General features: G+C 71.1%; 16 protein-coding genes and 2 pseudogenes. 11 read left to right on the plus strand and 7 right to left on the minus strand.

Annotated features, from left to right (window positions below; all coding sequences use genetic code 11):
- Window positions 1-233 precede the first annotated feature (233 nt).
- The 3 genes from J5X75_RS35845 to J5X75_RS35855 all read left to right on the plus strand — a co-directional run bounded on the left by J5X75_RS35845 (window position 234) and on the right by J5X75_RS35855 (window position 1,898).
- Window positions 234-644, plus strand: a complete 411-nt coding sequence (locus J5X75_RS35845; protein WP_208468242.1) for a DUF6232 family protein — start codon at window positions 234-236, stop codon at window positions 642-644.
- A gap of 118 nt (window positions 645-762) precedes the next feature.
- On the plus strand, window positions 763-1,686 hold the full coding sequence (locus tag J5X75_RS35850) for a helix-turn-helix domain-containing protein (protein WP_208468241.1): 924 nt from the start codon (window positions 763-765) through the stop codon (window positions 1,684-1,686).
- 20 nt (window positions 1,687-1,706) lie between these two features.
- Window positions 1,707-1,898: a DUF397 domain-containing protein gene (locus tag J5X75_RS35855; protein WP_208468240.1), complete on the plus strand. Its 192-nt coding sequence runs from the start codon at window positions 1,707-1,709 to the stop codon at window positions 1,896-1,898.
- A 56-nt stretch (window positions 1,899-1,954) separates the two neighbouring features.
- Here the strand turns inward: J5X75_RS35855 and J5X75_RS35860 are convergent, their stop codons facing one another.
- A complete protein-coding gene (locus tag J5X75_RS35860) occupies window positions 1,955-2,824 on the minus strand; it encodes a PAC2 family protein (protein ID WP_208468239.1) in 870 nt (289 codons plus the stop codon).
- 107 nt (window positions 2,825-2,931) lie between these two features.
- On the opposite strand from J5X75_RS35860, the gene J5X75_RS35865 reads away from it, so the two are divergent.
- Together J5X75_RS35865 and J5X75_RS35870 are read left to right on the plus strand one after the other, a co-directional pair.
- Window positions 2,932-3,702, plus strand: a complete 771-nt coding sequence (locus J5X75_RS35865; protein ID WP_208468238.1) for a CDP-alcohol phosphatidyltransferase family protein — start codon at window positions 2,932-2,934, stop codon at window positions 3,700-3,702.
- Window positions 3,703-3,709: 7 nt separating this feature from the next.
- Window positions 3,710-4,264 (plus strand): hypothetical protein, encoded by a 555-nt coding sequence (locus J5X75_RS35870; protein ID WP_208468237.1) that lies wholly within the window; start codon window positions 3,710-3,712, stop codon window positions 4,262-4,264.
- 317 nt (window positions 4,265-4,581) lie between these two features.
- On the opposite strand, the gene J5X75_RS35875 is transcribed toward J5X75_RS35870, so the two are convergent.
- Both J5X75_RS35875 and J5X75_RS35880 read right to left on the minus strand, forming a co-directional pair.
- Window positions 4,582-7,116: an ABC transporter permease gene (locus J5X75_RS35875; protein WP_208468236.1), complete on the minus strand. Its 2,535-nt coding sequence runs from the start codon at window positions 7,114-7,116 to the stop codon at window positions 4,582-4,584.
- Window positions 7,116-7,883, minus strand: coding sequence for an ABC transporter ATP-binding protein (locus J5X75_RS35880; RefSeq protein ID WP_208468235.1), 768 nt, complete (start codon window positions 7,881-7,883; stop codon window positions 7,116-7,118). Before J5X75_RS35880 ends, J5X75_RS35875 begins: the two co-directional genes overlap by 1 nt.
- A gap of 190 nt (window positions 7,884-8,073) precedes the next feature.
- Between J5X75_RS35880 and J5X75_RS35885 the strand changes: the two genes are divergently transcribed.
- Window positions 8,074-8,793, plus strand: coding sequence for a neutral zinc metallopeptidase (locus tag J5X75_RS35885; RefSeq protein WP_208468234.1), 720 nt, complete (start codon window positions 8,074-8,076; stop codon window positions 8,791-8,793).
- 73 nt (window positions 8,794-8,866) lie between these two features.
- A complete protein-coding gene (locus J5X75_RS35890) occupies window positions 8,867-9,502 on the plus strand; it encodes an HAD family hydrolase (RefSeq protein WP_208468274.1) in 636 nt (211 codons plus the stop codon).
- A 295-nt stretch (window positions 9,503-9,797) separates the two neighbouring features.
- On the opposite strand, the gene J5X75_RS44930 is transcribed toward J5X75_RS35890, so the two are convergent.
- The 3 genes and pseudogenes from J5X75_RS44930 to J5X75_RS46585 form a co-directional block, all read right to left on the minus strand.
- Entirely contained in the window at window positions 9,798-10,436 is a 639-nt protein-coding gene (locus J5X75_RS44930) for a LuxR C-terminal-related transcriptional regulator (RefSeq protein ID WP_307798112.1), read from the minus strand.
- A 447-nt stretch (window positions 10,437-10,883) separates the two neighbouring features.
- A pseudogene (locus J5X75_RS44935) lies at window positions 10,884-11,615 on the minus strand (RecB family exonuclease); the annotation flags it as partial.
- A gap of 273 nt (window positions 11,616-11,888) precedes the next feature.
- Window positions 11,889-12,158 (minus strand): annotated as a pseudogene (locus J5X75_RS46585) (RecB family exonuclease); the annotation flags it as partial.
- Window positions 12,159-12,368: 210 nt separating this feature from the next.
- Here J5X75_RS46585 and J5X75_RS35905 point away from each other — a divergent pair.
- From J5X75_RS35905 to J5X75_RS35915, 3 genes are all read left to right on the plus strand, one after another.
- Window positions 12,369-13,520 carry a site-2 protease family protein gene (locus J5X75_RS35905; protein WP_372450891.1) on the plus strand — a complete coding sequence of 384 codons (1,152 nt, stop codon included), beginning with the start codon at window positions 12,369-12,371 and terminating at the stop codon, window positions 13,518-13,520.
- Between the two features lie 23 nt (window positions 13,521-13,543).
- Window positions 13,544-14,482 (plus strand): tRNA (adenine-N1)-methyltransferase, encoded by a 939-nt coding sequence (locus J5X75_RS35910; protein ID WP_307798111.1) that lies wholly within the window; start codon window positions 13,544-13,546, stop codon window positions 14,480-14,482.
- Window positions 14,483-14,543: 61 nt separating this feature from the next.
- Complete coding sequence (locus J5X75_RS35915; protein ID WP_188126163.1) at window positions 14,544-15,134, plus strand: hypothetical protein; 591 nt, start codon at window positions 14,544-14,546, stop codon at window positions 15,132-15,134.
- Between the two features lie 31 nt (window positions 15,135-15,165).
- On the opposite strand, the gene J5X75_RS35920 is transcribed toward J5X75_RS35915, so the two are convergent.
- A complete protein-coding gene (locus J5X75_RS35920) occupies window positions 15,166-15,453 on the minus strand; it encodes a ferredoxin (RefSeq protein ID WP_208468232.1) in 288 nt (95 codons plus the stop codon).
- Window positions 15,454-15,627: 174 nt separating this feature from the next.
- Here J5X75_RS35920 and arc point away from each other — a divergent pair, with 174 nt between their 5' ends.
- Complete coding sequence (gene arc, locus J5X75_RS35925; RefSeq protein WP_208468231.1) at window positions 15,628-17,409, plus strand: proteasome ATPase; 1,782 nt, start codon at window positions 15,628-15,630, stop codon at window positions 17,407-17,409.
- Window positions 17,410-17,466: the final 57 nt, after the last annotated feature.

Genomic DNA, 17,466 nt, shown 5'->3' on the forward strand with positions numbered 1-17,466 from the left:
AGCGGTGGTGGTGTCGTCACGCGACGCGCCGAATGAAACCATGAGTGAATTCGGCTATCAGCTATATGGCTCTCAGGAGTCTGGCGGACACGGGCGGTTGGACCCCATACTGAGTGCACGTTAAGGACGGGTCGGTGGATGGGCGGCACTCAGCGGCAACTGAGTGCCGCCCCGGCCTTCTCTCCCCGGAGAGGGTCCTTCTCCGGGGGGAGAACCCGAGGGGAGGGTGGGAGGTGCCGGTCTTCTACAAGGGTCCGCGAGCCGTCATCACGGAGCAGATCGTCGAGGTCTCCAGGGAGAGCCACCGGCGGTTCCTGGTGGCCGAGATGACGGAGCTCCACATCGTGCGTTTCGATCCCGGCCCGGAGGGTGCCGGCCGGCAGTTCCTCGGCGTGTCCGCGCTGGTCGCGGCGGTTGTCGCGGTGCCCCTGGTGGGGCCGGCGTCCGGGCTGCTGGCGGTCCTGGTGTCGGGTGTCCTGGCCGTCAACGCGCTGTACTGGCTGCGTCCCCGGGCCGGCCGGTGGTGGCAGCTGCGGGCCACCTACCACGGCCGGGTGGTCGAGGTCTTCTCCTCCCGTGACGAGCGCGAGTTCACCGGCTTCTGCCGTGGACTGGTCCGCTGCCTGGAGTTTCGTCGCCCCTGAGTGGTTCCGTCGCCCGGTGAGGGCTGGGGTATCCTTCGGCAAGCCGTAAGCGACACGGCAGAATGCCAGGTCGCAGTCACGGTCGATTCGCGACGATTTAAGCGTTTGGTGAGGCTGAATGTCGGCTGCGCGCGACGACCTGCCCGCCGTCTCCAGGCGGCGGGTGCGTCTGGCATTGCGCGCGGCCCGTGAGCGCACCGGGCTCAGCCAGAGCGAGGTCGCCAAGAAGCTCGGCTGGTCGCTGTCCAAGGTGCAGCGGATCGAGCTGGGCGAGGTGACCGTCTCGCCGACCGATCTGCGCGCCGCTCTCACCATGTACCAGGTGACCGACGAGACCCGGATCGCCGAGCTCGTCGAGGAGGCGCGGACGGCCCGCCGCGAGCGGTACTGGACCGCCCCCGAGCACCGCGACCACCTCCCGTCCGGTCTGCTCCAGCTGATGCAGTTCGAGATGGCGGCGACCTCCATCCGGGAGTATCAGCCGACCATGGTGCCGGGGCATCTGCAGACGCCGGCCACCGCCGAGGCGACCCTGGCGTGGTACGGCGCCAATCTCAGCGCCGATCAGCGCCGGGTCCGCCGGGAGGTGCGGCTGGACCGCCGCCGGCGGGTGATCGAGCAGGACGGTGCGCCGGAGTACCGCCTGCTCTTCGATGAATCAGCGCTGTGGCGGATGGTGGGCGGGATGTCGACGACCGCCGACCAGTTCGATGATCTCGCCGCCTCCGCATCCCGGCCCAACGTGCATGTCCGCGTGCTGCCCATGGACGACGGCGCGGTGATGGGCATGTTCGGTGCATTCGCGGTCATCCATCTCGGTGGCGACCCGCCCGACGACGCGGTTCTCTATAGAGAGTCCTACACGCGGGACGAAATGGTAGAGGACGCGCCGGAGGTAAATTTCCACATGGATGTCTTCGAGCGTTTCTGGAAACAGTCGCTCGACGAGAATGCGAGCCGGGCACTCATCCTAGCGCGGGCCTATGACCTGCGCGCGCGTATCGCCCGAGCGCCCGGCAGGGATCAGGACAACGGGTCCTGACATGTCCAGAAAGGTGCGAGATGAAAGACACCACAATGGCGTGGCAGCGCAGTTCGTTCTGTGCGACTTCCGGGTGCATCGAGGTTGCCCAGATTGATGGCACCATCAGATTGAGGGACAGCAAGAATCCCGAGCAACCGCCGCTGGTCTTCACCCAGGCGGAGTGGAGTGGTTTCCAGGACCTCGTTCTCTCCTACGAGAAGTCGTCCTGATTTTGGTCTTCCGTGACGGCGGGTGACTCCGGCTGGGGTCACCCGCCGTCGGCGTCTCACCAGGATCCGGCGGTGGGGCCGGCCGAACCTCCGCGCCGGCGCAGGTACTTCTCGAACTCGCTGGCGATCTCGTCGCCGGTGAGCGGCTGGATCCCGGCGTCACCGACCCGCTCCTCCAGCTCCCGCACGTACTCCCCGAGTTCGGAGTCCTGCTCGGCGGCGGCGCGGACCTTCTTCTCCCAGTCGTCGGCCTGCTCGGCCAGGTCGGCCATCGGCACCGGCAGGTCGAGGACGTCCTCGATCCGGCTGAGCAGCGACAGCGTGGCCTTCGGGCAGGGCGGGTTGTTCGCGTAGTGCGGGACGTGCACCCAGAACGACAGGGCGTCCAGCTCGGCGCGGGTGGCCGCCTCCTGCAGCACGCCGACGATGCCGGTCGGGCCGTCGTACCGGGTGGGGACGACCTTGTACTTCTCGGCTGTCTCGCGGTCGCTGGCGGTGCCGCTGATCGGCAGGGGCCGGGTGTACGGCACATCGGCCAGCAGCGCCCCGAGCAGGACGATCCGGTTCACCTCGAGGCTGTGGCAGATCTCCAGCACCGACTCGCAGAACGTCCGCCACCGCATGCTCGGCTCGATGCCCCGGATGAGCACCACGTCCCGGTCCGCGCCGGGCGGGCTGGCCACCGTGAACCGGGTGGTCGGCCACTCGATCTTCCGGGTCTCGCCCTCGGCCATCGTGATCGTCGGGCGGCTCACCTGGAAGTCGTAGAAGTCCTCCGGGTCGATGCTGGTGACCTCGCGCGCCTCCCACACCTGCTCGAGGTGTTCGACGGCCGCGGTGGAAGCGTCCGCGGCGTCGTTCCAGCCCTCGAAGGCGGCGATGGCCACGGGAGAACGGAGGATGGGGAGGCCGTCGAACTCACTCATGGGGAACAGCCTACGTGCGCGCGGCGGTGCGTACCCGATGGCCGCGCCGGGCACCTCAGGAGTGACGATCTGTATCGACCTTGCTCACTAGCGGTAATGTCGCCCGCATGACCCCCCGATTGACGGTCGACGAGATCCGGGAGCGCACCTACAAGCGGCGGGACTCCTGGTGGACGGTGTGGCTCGTCGATCCGGTGGCGGTGCACCTGGTGCGGTTGATCGCGCCGTGGCGGTGGGTGACGCCGAACCGGCTCAGCCTCCTGGCGTTCGGCGTCGGGGTGGGCGCCGCCGCGTGCTTCCGGGCCGGCTGGCTGATCGCCGGGGCGCTGCTGTTCCACGTGGCGTTCCTGGTCGACTGCCTGGACGGCAAGATCGCCCGGTTGAACGGGACCGGCTCGGTGTTCGGCGTCTGGCTGGACTACGTCTTCGACCGGCTGCGCGTGGTGATCTGCGCGCTCGGGCTGTTCGGCGGGCAGTGGCAGCGCACCGGTGACCCGTTCTGGATCGGGCTGGCCGGGCTGGTGATCTTCCTCGATCTGTTCCGCTACCTCAACGCGCTCCAGATGGGCAAGATCCGGGAGCTGATGCGCGGCGACGGCCCGGAGCCGGCCGACGTGCACGGCGACTTCCGCGCCCGGTTCGGGCTGTTCGGCCGGGTGCGCGGGTTCCTGCTGGCGCACCGGATCCGGGCGCACGTGTTCAGCGGCATCGAGTTCATGATGTTCGTCTTCGTGCTCGGCCCGCTGACCGGCCTGGTCGTGCCGTTCACCGTGGTCGCGGCGGTTCTGTTGACCGCGTTCGAGCTGCTGCTCATCTACAAGCTGTGGCTGACCACCCGGACCTATTCCGCCGAAAACGAAGCATTTATCAGAACATAATCGGCATATGGCTGATCATCTGGATCAAGTGCTCGGGCCGACCGACGACACCGTCAGCTTCATCCAGGCCCGCGGCATGTTCTACGTGACCGCGCTGTGGGTGCTGGCCGCCGCCTGGCTACCGTTGCTGCTGATCACGATCGGTGTCCGGATGGCCACCGGATATCGCCCGAGGGCGTCCGACCTCGTGGTCTTCTTCGAGGCCAGCCTCGTCGTCCCGGCGACCGTGGCGGCTGTGCTCATGCTGGTCGTCTGGCGGCGGCTGGGCTGGCTGCACACCTCGGTACACGGGATCGACTTCGCCGGCACCGGGCGGCAGCCGGTCCATCTGCCCTGGTCCGGGATCGCCGCGGTGGCCCTGCACGGCCGTGGCCCGTTCACCGACCTGGTGATCACGCCGATCGCCGAGGACTACGCCACCCGGCTGCCCGGCAAGGGCGGCCCTCCGCGGGTGCGGCGCCGGGGCGGCGACTTCGCCTACGTCATCGACGTGGGCCTGATGTCCCCCGGACCGGAGGTCCTGCTCGCCGAACTGCACCGGCGCCTGCCCAGCAAGGTCTGACGGGGTCGTTCCCCGAGCGACGCCTCCGCCTCCAACCCTTCCCGGTACGGAACAAGCCGTCCCCGACCGCATCCTCCCCGTCCCGCAGCGCACCGCGATCCCCGTGCGTGGTCCCGCCCGCGAGGCGCCGCCGGGCGGAGATCGGTGGTCCAGCCGGTCCGAGACGACTCCGGGAGCCGGCCGGGGGTGTGACCGGCCGGGCCCGGGTGCTGATGTGTCCGGGTGGCGGGCGGCCGTGTTCCGGGAACGGGCCGGCCCCGGCACGGGGCCGGGGCCGGATCGTGCGCCCGGGTGGGCGCGGGACGTTCACCGACGGGTCAGTCGTGGGCGATGGCGCCCAGGACGTTGAGGCGGGCGGCCCGGATCGCCGGGAGGACGGCGGCGAAGACGCCGACCAGGGCGGCCAGGACCAGGTAGGTGCCCATGCGGGCCCAGGGGAGGACGATCTCGGTGATGCCGTCGTTCTCCAGGGCACGGGCGACCGCGCTGCCCATGCCGGCGCCGACCGCCACGCCGAGGAGGGCGCCGAAGACGGCGATCACCACGGCCTCGACGGTGATCATGCGCATGGTCTGGGCACGGCCCAGGCCGACGGCGCGGAGCAGGCCCAGTTCCCGGGTGCGTTCCAGGACGGACAGGGCCAGGGTGTTGACCACGCCCAGGACCGCGATCAGGATGGCCAGGCCCAGCAGGATCTGGATCATCGTGATGATCTGGTCGAAGACCGCGGCCTGATCGTCGACGAAGGTCTGCTGGTCGGTGGCGGTCACCTCGGGACTGTCCGCGACCAGGGCCTTCACCTGCGGCAGCACCGACGACACCGCGACACCGTCGTCCAGGCGGATGAACCCGAGGACCGGCTGGGTGATGCCGAAGCCCTTGATCGCCTCGGCGGGCAGGATGATGCTGCCGGGCAGCGCGTTCTCGGGGAAGACGTTCACCACCGTGTACGTCCGCGGTTCACCCCTCGCCGTCTGGATCGTCGTGGTCGAGCCGGTCCGCCAGCCGCGCTCGGTGGCCTCCGGCGCGCTCACCGCGATCTCGCCGGGACCCAGCTTCGCGGCCGTGGTGCCGTAGGCCTCCGCCATCCGGGAGAGGTCCTCGGTGGCGGCCACGTACGTCCGGTCGTCGCCGACCGCCACCAGGTCGTTGTAGAGGCCGGCGGCCGCCCGCACCCCGGGGATCCGCTCGGCCTTGTCCAGGACGGCCGGATCGTACGTCGGCGGACGCGGCCCGCCCTGATCGCCACTGATCATGATCTGGGCCTTGAGGATCCGTGCCGCCTCGGCCTTGAGACTGCTCTTCGCCGAGTCCATCACCACGGTCACACCGGTGACCAGGGCGATGCCGACCATCAGGGCGGCCGCCGTGATCGCGGTGCGGCGCGGGTTGCGGCCCGAGTTGAGCCGGCCCAGCCGCCCCGGCACCGACCAGGAGAACAGCCGGCCCAGCAGGGACACCACCGGCCGCGCGATCAGCGGGGTGAGCAGGGCGACACCGATGAAGGTGACCAGCACACCGCCGAGGATCAGGTACAGCGTGGCGTCGCCGGAGTCGGCGAACAACCCGGTGCCCAGAGCCGCCGCCCCGGCCGCGGTCACCACGGTGCCGGCCACGGTCAGCTTGGTGAGCGGCCGGTCCGGGGTGGCGACGTCCTGCATCGCGGCGACCGGCGAGATCCGTGAGGCGCGCAGCGCGGGCAGCACCGCGGCCACCACGGTCACCAGGATGCCGACCGTGAACGAGCTGATCACCGCGGACAGCGGCACCCCGATCGGGGCCAGGTCCATGCCGCCGCTCATGCCGCTGAACAGCGCGCCCAGCCCGGCGCCCGCCCCGACCCCGGCGGCCAGACCGAGGACCGAGGCGATCACGCCGACCACCACGGCCTCCACCAGCACCGAGTTGATCACCTGGCGGCGGCTGGCGCCGATCGCCCGGAGCAGGGCCAGCTCCCGGGTCCGCTGGGCCACCACGATCGAGAACGTGTTGAGGATCAGGAAGATGCCGACGAACAGCGCGATGCCGGCGAAGCCCAGCAGGATCTGGTTGAAGAAACCCATGCCCTCCTTGAGGCTCGAGGAGTTGTCCTCGGCGAGCTGCTCACCGGTCTTCACCTCGTAGCCGGCGCCGAGCACCGGGGCGATCCGGTCGCGCAGCTGCTCCGGCGTGACGCCGTCGGCGGTGCGGACGGTCACCGAGGTGAACACGTCCTTCTCGCCGAGCATCAGCTCCTGCGCCACCGGCGTGGTGAAGGCGACCTCCTGGACACCGCTGATGCTGTCCCGTCCGCCGGTGTAGCCCCAGACGCCGACCAGGGTGAACTCCCGTTTCGGCTGCTGGGTGAGCACCGAGACACGGTCACCGACGGTGAAGCCGGCCAGCTCGGCGGTGGTCGCGTTCATGGCGATCTCGCCGGGGGCCTCCGGGCCGCGGCCGGCGCGCATCTCCATGATCTCGTCGGTGCCGGTCCAGTTCGAGCCGATCCGCGGCGGCCCGAACGACGTGAGCACCTTGCCGTCCGACGCGATCACCCGTGCCCCGTCCGCGTCGACACGGCCGGTCGCCGACCGTACCCCCTCCTGGGTCTTGATGGTCTCCACCACCGAGGCCGGAAGCGGCGCGGCGACCTCCTCGCCCTCCATCTCGGAGACCTCGACCCGCGGTTTCGCGGTGACCGAGACGTCGGTCGAGGCGAAGGCCTCGGAGAAGATCGAGTCGAAGGTGCGGTTGAGGGTGTCGGTGAGCACCAGGGCGCCCGACACGAACATCACGCCGAGCAGCACGGCCAGACCGGACAGGACCAGCCGCAACTTGCGGGCGAGCAGGCTCTTCAGCGTGGCGCGCAGCATCAGAGCATCACCGGGTCGCTCTTGCCGTCCAGCTTCTTCATGGTGTCCAGCACCGTCTCCGCGGTCGGGCCGGCCAGCTCGTCGACGATCGCGCCGTCGGCGAGGAACACCACCCGGTCGGCGTAGCTCGCCGCCACCGGGTCGTGGGTGACCATCACGATGGTCTGGCCGTGCTCGCGCACGCTGGACCGCAGGAACGACAGCACCTCGGCGCCGGAACGGGAGTCCAGGTTGCCGGTCGGCTCGTCCGCGAAGATCACGTCGGGGCGACCCATCAGGGCCCGCGCGCACGCCACCCGCTGCTGCTGGCCGCCGGAGAGCTGGCTGGGCCGGTGACCGAGCCGGTCGCTCAGCCCCACCGTGTTGATCACCGTGTCCCACCACTGCGGATCGGCCTTGCGCCCGGCGATGTCCAGCGGCAGCCGGATGTTCTCCGCGGCGCTCAACGTCGGCAGCAGATTGAACTGCTGGAAGATGAAGCCGATCCGGTCCCGGCGCAGGCGGGTCAGCGCCTTGTCGTTCAGCCGGCTGATCTCGGTGCCGCCGACGTGCACGGTGCCCTCGTCCACCGTGTCGAGCCCGGCGAGGCAGTGCATGAGCGTGGACTTGCCGCTGCCGGACGGGCCCATGATCGCGGTGAAACGGCCCTTGCCGAACTCCACGCTGACCCCCCGCAGCGCCGCCACCCGGGCCTCGCCCGAGCCGTACACCTTCCAGATCGCGTCCGCTCGCGCCGCCACCGGCCCGCCGGCATTCGTCGGTGCCACCACCGTGTCTCCCCCTGTGGGTTTCGTTCGTGTCCGGCCCAGTGTTGCGGCGGAAAACCTCCCGGGCGTCCCCCTGCGGGGGTAGAGGAGGGGGAGATTTGCCTCGGGGAGGCACCCAGGGAACTCTCAGGGAAGCCCCTGAGGCGGACCGGGTCTAACGTGGAAACACCGCCCCGCTCTGGAGGAACACATGCGCGTTCGACCGGTACCGCTCATGTCCCTTCTCGCCGCGATCTCGGCGGCCCTGCTGCTGGCGGCCTGCCTGCCGACCACCACGCCCACCCCCGGGCCCGAACCGACCGGCCCGGCGCCCACCGTCGACGTCACCGGCTCGGTCGACCCCGACGGCACCGACACCCCCGAGGAGTTCGCCAAGGACATGCAGGCCTCCCAGGTCGTCGCCGAACGCTACTGGGCGCAGCGGCTCGGCGGCTCCTTCCAGCCGGTGCGCCAGGTGGTGCCGTACCAGCAGGAGGGCGAGGTGGCGTGCGGCGGGGAGCCGCTGCCGCTCAACAACGCCGTCTACTGCCCGGCCGGCGACTTCATCGCGTACGACGTGAACTGGGCCTTCGACGCGTTCCAGCAGATCGGTGACGCGTTCGTGTTCTACCTGCTCGGCCACGAGTACGCCCACGGCATCCAGGACCGCCTCGGCATCCGCAAACAGTTCACCATCGAACAGGAGCTGCAGGCCGACTGCATGTCCGGCGCGTTCATCGGCGACATGGTCCGGCAGAAGGCGCTGAGCATGCAGGAGAACGACGCCAAGGAACTGTCCGACGGGCTCGCGGCGGTCGGCGACGACCCTGATCAGCCGTGGTTCGCGCCCGGGTCGCACGGGTCGCCGGCCCAGCGGTTCCAGTCGTTCGCGAACGGCTACAACAACTCGCTGAACGCCTGCGGGCTGTGACGGTCGGCTCCGTCACATCCGGTCGGCGCCGGGCGCCCGGCCCACCCAGAATGGTCCGGTGAAACCTGCCGCGGTGCTCTTCGACATGGACGGGACGCTGGTCGACAGCGAGCGGATCTGGGGCATCGCCCTGGCCGAGCTCGCCGTGCACGCCGGGGGGAGGCTCTCCGAGACCGCCCGCCTCGCCATGGTCGGCACCAGCATGGCGCACAGCATGCGGATCTTCCGGGAGGACCTCGGCCAGCCGGACCGCCCCGAGGCGCCCGACGTGGCGTGGCTCAGCGCGCGGGTGCGGGACCTGTTCGCGGACGGCCTGGTGTGGCGGCCCGGCGCCATGGAACTGCTGCTCGCGGTGCGGGCCGCCGGCATCCCGACAGCGCTCGTCACGTCCACCGGGCGGCGGCTCGTCGAGGTGGCCCTCAAGACCCTCGGTGCCGAGAATTTCGACGTCATCGTCTGCGGCGACGAGGTGGAACGGCCGAAACCCGACCCGGAGCCCTACCGGACCGCCGCCGAACTGCTCGGCGTGCCGATCGGGTCGTGCGTCGCCATCGAGGACTCGCCCAGCGGGGTGGCCAGCGCCACGGCGGCCGGGGCGGCGGTGCTGGCGGTCCCGGCCGAACTGGAACTCGAACCGGTCGACGGCGTACATCTGCGCACGTCACTGACCGGCGTGGACCCGCTCTTCCTGGCCGGCCTTCTCACCTGATCCGAGCCGTCGCCACCCCACTCTCCACGCCGCGGCCCACCCTACGGCCCGGTCTGCGCCAGGCCGGACGCGCCGCTCTGTGCCAGGGCCGGACGGGTCGGTCTGTGCCGGCCGGGCGGCGCGGTGTGTGCCGGGCCGGGTGGGTCGGTCTGTGCCGGGTCGAACCGCGCCGGTCTGTGCCGGGCCGGGCGCCGGTCAGCTGCCGGGTCGACGCGCCGCTCTGTCAGGGGCCGGGTGGGGCGGTTTGTGCCGGGCCGGACGGGTCGGTCTGTGCCGGGCGGGGCCGGGCCGGGGGTCAGATGCCGGGGCGGACCAGGCCCGTCTCGTAGGCGAGGACCACGGCCTGGGTGCGGTCGCGCAGACGCAACTTGGTGAGGACGTGGCCGACGTGGGTCTTCACCGTCGTCTCGCCCACGCCGAGGATCGTCGCGATCTCGGCGTTGGACCGGCCGCGGGCCACGTGCACCAGCACCTCGCGTTCCCGGCCGGTCAGCGGGCCGAGCCGGGCGGCGGCCGAACCGTCCGCGGCCGTCGGCAACGCCCCGGCCAGCCGGGTCAGGACCCGGGCCAGGATCGGTGGGGCGATCACCGCGCCACCGGCGGCCACCGCCCGGACCGCGGCGATCAGTTCGTCGTGTGGGGTGTCCTTGCAGAGATAGCCGCTCGCCCCGGCGGCGACGGCCGCCACCACCTCGTCGTCGGTGTCGCGCTCGGTCAGGACCAGAACCCGGACCGCCAGCCGTGCCTCGGTGACCGCCCTGGTCACGGCCAGCCCGTCGAGGCGCGGAAGAGCTACATCGACGATCAGTACGTCGGGGAGCAACCGCCGGGCCAGATCGACCGCCTCGGCCCCGTCACCCGTCTCCCCGGCGACGACGATCTCCGCCAGCCCGGGGACGCCCACCAGCTCGCCGGGTGATGCCGGTGAGGGCACGTCCACCGGCTTGCCGTGTGGTGCCGATGTGGGTGCGCTTGTCGGCTTGCCGTGTTGTGCCGGTGTGGGTGCGCTTGTCGGCTTGCCGTGTTGTGCCGGTGTGGGTGCGCTTGTCGGCTTGCCGTGTGGTGCCGGTGTGGGTGCGCTTGTCGGCTTGCCGTGTTGTGCCGGTGTGGGTGCGCTTGTCGGCTTGCCCTGTGGTGCCGGTGTGGATGCGCCTATCGGCTCGCCTTGCGGTGCCGATGTGGGCGTGCCCGCCGGCCTGCCGTGCGACGCCGGTGTGGGGACGCCTACCGGCTCGCCGTGCGATGCCGGTGTGCCCACGCCGCCGTGCGGCCCGGTGAGAACGGCTCGCAGACCCGCCCGCTGGAGTGGGGCGGCGTCGGCGAGAAGCACCCGGAGCGGTTTCATCGGCCGGTGGGGTGCGGATGGCGGAGGTGGGCGGAGTCAGCCAAGAGGGTCGTCCCGGAGCAGGGTGGCGACCCGGTCCGGCTCGGCGCCGGAAGTGAGGTCGGTGATCGCGGCGGTCTCCGGATAGGGCGGTGGGGTGCCGCCGAACTCCGGGCACAGGCTCTGGTGGCTGCACCAGCCGCAGAGGCGGCTGGGCTTGGGACGGAAGTCGCGGTCGCGTTTGGCGCGCTCGATCGCCTGGGAGAGGGCGAGCAGGGTGCGTTCGAAACGCTCCAGCTCACCGGCCTCGGGGCTGTAGTCGAGGGCCTCGGCGTCCTTCAGGTAGAGCAGCCGCAGCGCCCGGGGAACCACGCCGCGGGTGCGCCACAGAACCAGGGCGTAGAACTTCAGCTGGAACAGGGCCCGGCCCTCGAACGCCTGGCGGGGTGCACCGCCGGTCTTGTAGTCGACGACCCGGAGGTCACCGGCCGGGGAGACGTCGAGGCGGTCGATGTAGCCGCGCAGCAGCAACTCGTCGCCGATCATCGTGGAGATCAGGCTCTCCCGCTCGGCGGGCTCCAGGCGACGTGGATCCTCCACCGCGAAGTAGCCGGCCAGCAGGTCGCGGGCGCCGGAGAGGAAGGCCGCGATCCGCGCGGCTTCGGCGGCACCGGACGGAACGTCGACGAGCGCGGCCTGGCCGGTCGCGTCGGCCTCGGCCGCCACCGCCGCCGGGTCACGCATCAGCCCACCGCCAGCTGCTGGGCTCTGCTGGCCGCCGGCTGCGGGGCCGCTCTGTCCGCCGGCCGCAGGGTCACTCAGCTGGCCGCCGGCTGCGGGGCCGCTCTGTCCGCCGGCCGCAGGGTCACTCAGCTGGCCGCCGGCCGCGGGGCCGCTCTGCCCGCCGGCCGCAGGATCGCTCAGCCGGCCGCCGGCCGCCGGGTTGCTCAGCTCGCCGTCCGTCGCAGGGTCGCTCACGCCGCCGTCCGTCGCGGGGTCGGTCTGTGTGCCGGCCGACCGGGCGGCGGGGGAACCGGACGGCCCGGCGGCCACGGGTGGCTCGGCGGCGAACAATGACGCCAGCTCGGGCTCCTGGGCGACCAGCTTCTCCCACTCGGGGGCGACGAGCGCGGCCGCGGCCTCCGGGGTGCGGTCGGCGGCGGGCAGGTCGAACAGGCGTTCCAGGACGGCGTGGATCAGGGTGCCGCGGACCTGGTCGGCGGAGGGCGTCTCGGGCAGCTTGTCCACCGTGCGGAAGCGGAACAGCAGCGGGCACGTCTTGAAGTCGGCGGCCCGCGACGGCGACAACGACGGCCCGGACGGCGCCGCCATCCGGCGGCCGCGCCCGCCCGGCGCCGGGCCGTCGGCGGCCGTGACCTGGCCGGGAACGGAGGCGGGGGCCGGGTCACCGGGCTGCGGGGGTGGGGAGACCGGCTGGGCAGCCATGGGAGAGAGCGCCGTCATGTCTCAAGAGGCTAGGCCAGGGGTACGACGAAAAACGCGGGGTGGGTACCGCGCGGGCGTGTCCGTAGCATCGATCGCGTGGAGCAGAGCCGGACACCGCAGGTCCCGCCGCCGGCCGACGGGCGGCCGGTGGGGCACGTCGCCGGCATCCCGGTGCATGCGAACGCGTCGATGCTGCTGCTCGGGGTGCTGGTCACCGTGGTGTATGGGAACTACGCGCAGGCCGAGCTGGGGTTGGCGCAGCCCTGGGCGTACCTCGTGGGTCTGGGTTTCGTGGTCTGTCTGCTCGGCTCGGTGCTGTTGCACGAGCTGGGCCACGCGCTGACCGCCCGCCGGTTCGGGATCGGCGTGCGCCGGATCACGCTGGAGCTGCTCAGCGGCTGGACCGAGATGGACCGGGACGCGCCGGCGCCCCGGGTGGACGCGCTCGTCTCGCTGGCCGGGCCGGCCGTGTCGCTGCTGCTGGGCGGGGTGGCGACGGCGGCCGCGCTGGTGCTGCCGGAGCGGACCGTGCCCGGGCAGATCGCCTTCCAGCTGGCGGTGAGCAACGTGCTGGTGGCGGTCTTCAACGTGCTGCCGGGCCTGCCGCTGGACGGTGGCCGGGCGTTGCGGGCGGCGCTGTGGGCGATCCTGAAGGACCGCAACCGGGCGACCGTGGCGGCCGGCTGGGCGGGCCGGGTGCTGGCCCTGATCACCGCGGCGGTCGTGGTGACGCTGCATCTGACCGGCCTGTTGACCCTGCTCGGGCTGATCTTCGTGCTGCTGGTGGTGCTCACCCTGTGGCAGGGGGCGGGGCAGTCGATCCGGCTGGGCCGGATGACCGGCCGGTTCCCGCTGGTCGATCTGGGCGCGCTGGTCCGGCCGGTGCTGGCGGTCCCGGCGGGCACGCCGCTGGGTGAGGCGCAGCGGCGCCGGGCCGAGGATCCGCGGCCGGACGTGGTGCTGGCGGTGGCGGACTCGGCGGGCAGCCTGACCGCGGTGGTGGATCCGGTGCAGGCCGAGCGGGTGCCGGTGGACCGGCGGCCGTGGGTGAGCGTGGAGAGCGTCTCCCGTTCGCGGGACGCGCTGACCGCCCTGCCGCTGGGATTGACCGGCGAGCAGGTGGTCCGCGCGCTGCAGGCCCACCCGGGTGCGCAGTACCTGGTGACCGCAGGCGAGGATGTCGTGGGCGTCCTGCGGGTCGCCGACGTGGCCGCCGTGCTGGAACCGAGGCGCGCGAGCCGTACCTGACGGACCTTTGGGAAAGAAGAGCAGTGACCACAACCCCGACCACCGCCGTCGACGACTCGGTGCCCGCGCACCGCGGACCGTTCCGGGCGGGTGACCGCGTTCAGCTGACCGACCCGAAGGGCCGGATGCACACCATCGTGCTGGAGCCCGGGAAGGCGTTCCACACCCACCGCGGCGCCCTGGAGCACGACGACCTGATCGGCCTGCCCGACGGCAGCGTGATCACCGCGTCCAGCGGCACCGCCTACCTGGCGCTGCGGCCGCTGCTGTCCGACTACGTGCTGTCGATGCCGCGCGGCGCGCAGGTGATCTACCCGAAGGACGCGGCGCAGATCGTCGCGATGGGCGACGTCTTCCCGGGCGCCAAGGTGCTCGAGGCGGGCGCCGGCTCGGGCGCGCTGACCTGCTCGCTGCTGCGGGCCGTGGGCAGTTCCGGCGAGGTGCACAGCTATGAGCTGCGCGACGACTTCGCGGCGGTGGCCCGGAAGAACGTGGAGGCGTTCTTCGGCGGCCCGCACCCGGCGTGGCATCTGCACCACGGTGACGTGGCCGGCAACGACATCACCGGTTTCGACCGGATCATCCTGGACATGCTGACCCCGTGGGAGGCGCTCGACATGGTCGAGAAGTCGCTCGTCCCGGGTGGCGTGTTCATCGGCTACGTGGCCACCACCCCGCAGCTGTCCGAACTGGTCGAGGCGCTGCGCGAGCGGGGCGGCTGGACCGAGCCGCGGGCGTGGGAGTCGCTGGTCCGCGACTGGCACGCCGACGGGCTCGCGGTGCGGCCGGACCACCGGATGATCGCGCACACCGCCTTCCTGGTGTCGGCGCGCAAGCTCGCGCCCGGCGTCACCGCGCCGCCGCGGCGCCGCAAGCCCAGCAAGGGCGCGGAGGCGTACGCGATCCGCAAGGCCACCCAGGCCGCTCTCGCCGCGCAGCGGGAGGAGTCGACGGGGGAGTGACCGTCTCCATCGCGGTCCGGTAGGTTCCTAGCGATCGGGACGACACGGAGGAGCGCCAGCCATGAGTTCTCCGCCCTTCGGCGGCAGCAACGAGATGCCCGCGGTCTTCCCGGACTGGTCGCCCTACCCGGACCTGGATTCGGCGGCCCGCGCCTACCTGCGTGATCCCGAGGTGGCGCTGGAGGCGCTGTTCGGGGTGCTGCGCGGCGCCCAGGTGCTGTGCTTCACCCTGGAGCGCTTCGTCAACGAGGTGAACGGGGTGTGGCAGGAGGTCGTCGTCTGCGACGGCAGCCGGCTGGTGCTGTGGCACGGGGAGGACGTGGCGCCCGGCGACGGCCCGGCCGGCGCGATGACCTCGTCGCTGCGGGTGGTGCCGCTGTCCACGGTCACCGAGGTGGGCTGCCGGCGGCGGCTGACCCGCACTCCGAACGGGCAGGCGCGGGTCGACAGCATCGACGTCTACCTGCTGCTCAGCTCGGTCGACGACGCGGTGCCGCCGCCCGGCGTGGGCGAGGAGGAGGGCCGTGCCCCGCTGCGGCACGACGCGCTGCGCTTCGGCAAGACGCTGGACGACGGCGGGCCTGGTCAGATCGCCCGGCTCGAGGAGTTCTCCCGGGTGGTGGCGTCCCTGGTCGGGCGTCCCACCCTCTGACCGTCACTCACCTTCACTCGCGCGGCGGCGGTCAGTCGGCGCCGGGGCCGGCGACCGCCGTGCCGTCGGACGCCCGGACCACGTGGATGCAGTCGCCGGGGCACTCCTTGGCCGAGTCGACGACCTCCAGGAGCAGGCCCCTGGGCACCCCTACCCGGGCCCCCGGTTCCTGCCGCAACTCGCCGGAGTGGTCTTTCACATAGGCGAGTCCGTCGATGTCCAGTTCGAACACCTCCGGGGCGTACTGCACGCAGAGTCCGTCACCGGTGCACAGGTCCTGATCGATCCAGACACGCAGCTCATCAGTGTCAGCCGACACTTCTACCTCCCACAACCGGTGACGGCTGACGGTACCCGAAGTCTGTCCGACCGGCTCAGGTGCGGTCGGACCAATCGATCAAGAGTCGGTGACGAGGGTGTTGCATGGGTCAAAATCGGTTTCCGAACGGCTAGTGTTGACCCAAGACGTTCGAGCCCCCCGGGGAGGTGGGACGTGGCACGTAGCGACGAAGCGGACTCCCGCGCCGCGCGAGCGGAGAAGGAAGTCAACGATCTCTCGAGTCAGGTCGCGTTTCTGCAAGAGGAACTCGCTCTGGTCCGGCGGAAGTTGACGGAGAGCCCCCGACACCTCCGGCAGCTCGAGGAACGGCTCGCGGCAACGCAGGCGCAGCTGGCCCGAGTGACCGAGAACAACGAGCGGCTCGTGGCGACCCTCAAGGAAGCCCGGGCCCAGATCGTCACTCTCAAGGAAGAGATTGACCGGCTAGCCCAGCCGCCCAGCGGCTACGGCGTGTTCCTGACGGCCCACGAGGACGGCACGGTGGACGTGTTCACCGGTGGCCGCAAACTGCGGGTGGCGGTCTCGCCGTCGCTCGCCACCGACGAGCTCCAGCGGGGCCAGGAGGTCCTGCTGAACGACGCTCTCAACGTCGTCGACGCGTTCGGCTTCGAGCGCACCGGCGAGGTGGTGCTGCTCAAGGAGGTCCTGGACAACCCGTCGGGTGGTCCGGCCGACCGGGCGCTGGTGGTGTCGCACGCCGACGAGGAGCGCATCGTGTTCCTCGCCGACTCGCTCGAGATCACCAAGTTGCGCGCCGGCGACTCGCTGATGATCGAGCCGCGCTCGGCGTACGCCTATGAGCGGATCCCGAAGAGCGAGGTCGAGGAGCTCGTCCTGGAGGAGGTCCCCGACGTCGACTACAGCGACATCGGTGGCCTGCACTCGCAGATCGAGCAGATCCGCGACGCGGTGGAGCTGCCGTTCCTGCACGCCGACCTGTTCCGGGAGCACCAGCTGCGCCCGCCCAAGGGGATCCTGCTCTACGGCCCGCCCGGCTGCGGCAAGACCCTGATCGCCAAGGCGGTGGCCAACTCGCTGGCCAAGAAGATCGCCGAGCGGCGTGGCGAGGAGAAGCACACCAGCTACTTCCTCAACATCAAGGGCCCGGAGCTGCTGAACAAGTACGTGGGCGAGACCGAGCGGCACATCCGCCTGGTCTTCCAGCGTGCCCGGGAGAAGGCCGGCGAGGGCACCCCGGTGATCGTGTTCTTCGACGAGATGGACTCGATCTTCCGGACCCGTGGCTCGGGTGTCTCCAGCGACGTGGAGAACACGATCGTTCCCCAGCTGCTCAGCGAGATCGACGGTGTCGAGGGCCTGGAGAACGTGATCGTCATCGGTGCCTCCAACCGGGAAGACATGATCGACCCGGCGATCCTGCGGCCCGGCCGTCTCGACGTGAAGATCAAGATCGAGCGCCCGGACGCGGAGGCGGCGAAGGACATCTTCGCCAAGTACATCCTGGCCGACCTGCCGCTCAGCTCGGACGACCTGACCGAGCACGGTGGCAACCGGGACGCCACGGTGGCCGCGATGATCGAGGCCGTCGTCCTGCGGATGTACACGGAGACGGAGGAGAACCGCTTCCTGGAGGTCACCTACGCCAACGGTGACAAGGAGGTCCTGTACTTCAAGGACTTCAACTCCGGCGCGATGATCCAGAACATCGTCGACCGTGGCAAGAAGATGGCGATCAAGGAGTTCCTCACCTCCGGCAAGAAGGGGCTCCGGCTGCAGCACCTGCTCGACAGCTGCGTCGACGAGTTCCGGGAGAACGAGGACCTGCCGAACACCACCAACCCCGACGACTGGGCCCGGATCTCCGGCAAGAAGGGCGAGCGGATCGTCTACATCCGTACCCTCGTCTCCGGCGGCAAGGGCGCCGAGGCCGGCCGGTCCATCGAGACCGCCACCAACACCGGTCAGTACCTGTAACCAGCACGTGCGGTGGACGGGGCCGGAGGGTTCTCCCTCCGGCCCCGTCCTCGTTCG

The organism is Actinoplanes flavus, assembly GCF_017592555.1.
Lineage (GTDB): Bacteria > Actinomycetota > Actinomycetes > Mycobacteriales > Micromonosporaceae > Actinoplanes > Actinoplanes flavus.

Coding starts and splice junctions, on each gene's coding strand:
- J5X75_RS35885 (WP_208468234.1), top strand. CDS start 8,074: ATGCGCGTTCGACCGGTACCGCTCATGTCCCTTCTCGCCGCGATCTCG.
- J5X75_RS35870 (WP_208468237.1), top strand. CDS start 3,710: ATGGCTGATCATCTGGATCAAGTGCTCGGGCCGACCGACGACACCGTC.
- J5X75_RS35865 (WP_208468238.1), top strand. CDS start 2,932: ATGACCCCCCGATTGACGGTCGACGAGATCCGGGAGCGCACCTACAAG.
- J5X75_RS35855 (WP_208468240.1), top strand. CDS start 1,707: ATGAAAGACACCACAATGGCGTGGCAGCGCAGTTCGTTCTGTGCGACT.
- J5X75_RS35860 (WP_208468239.1), bottom strand. CDS start 2,824: ATGAGTGAGTTCGACGGCCTCCCCATCCTCCGTTCTCCCGTGGCCATC.
- J5X75_RS35915 (WP_188126163.1), top strand. CDS start 14,544: ATGAGTTCTCCGCCCTTCGGCGGCAGCAACGAGATGCCCGCGGTCTTC.
- J5X75_RS35850 (WP_208468241.1), top strand. CDS start 763: ATGTCGGCTGCGCGCGACGACCTGCCCGCCGTCTCCAGGCGGCGGGTG.
- J5X75_RS35875 (WP_208468236.1), bottom strand. CDS start 7,116: ATGCTGCGCGCCACGCTGAAGAGCCTGCTCGCCCGCAAGTTGCGGCTG.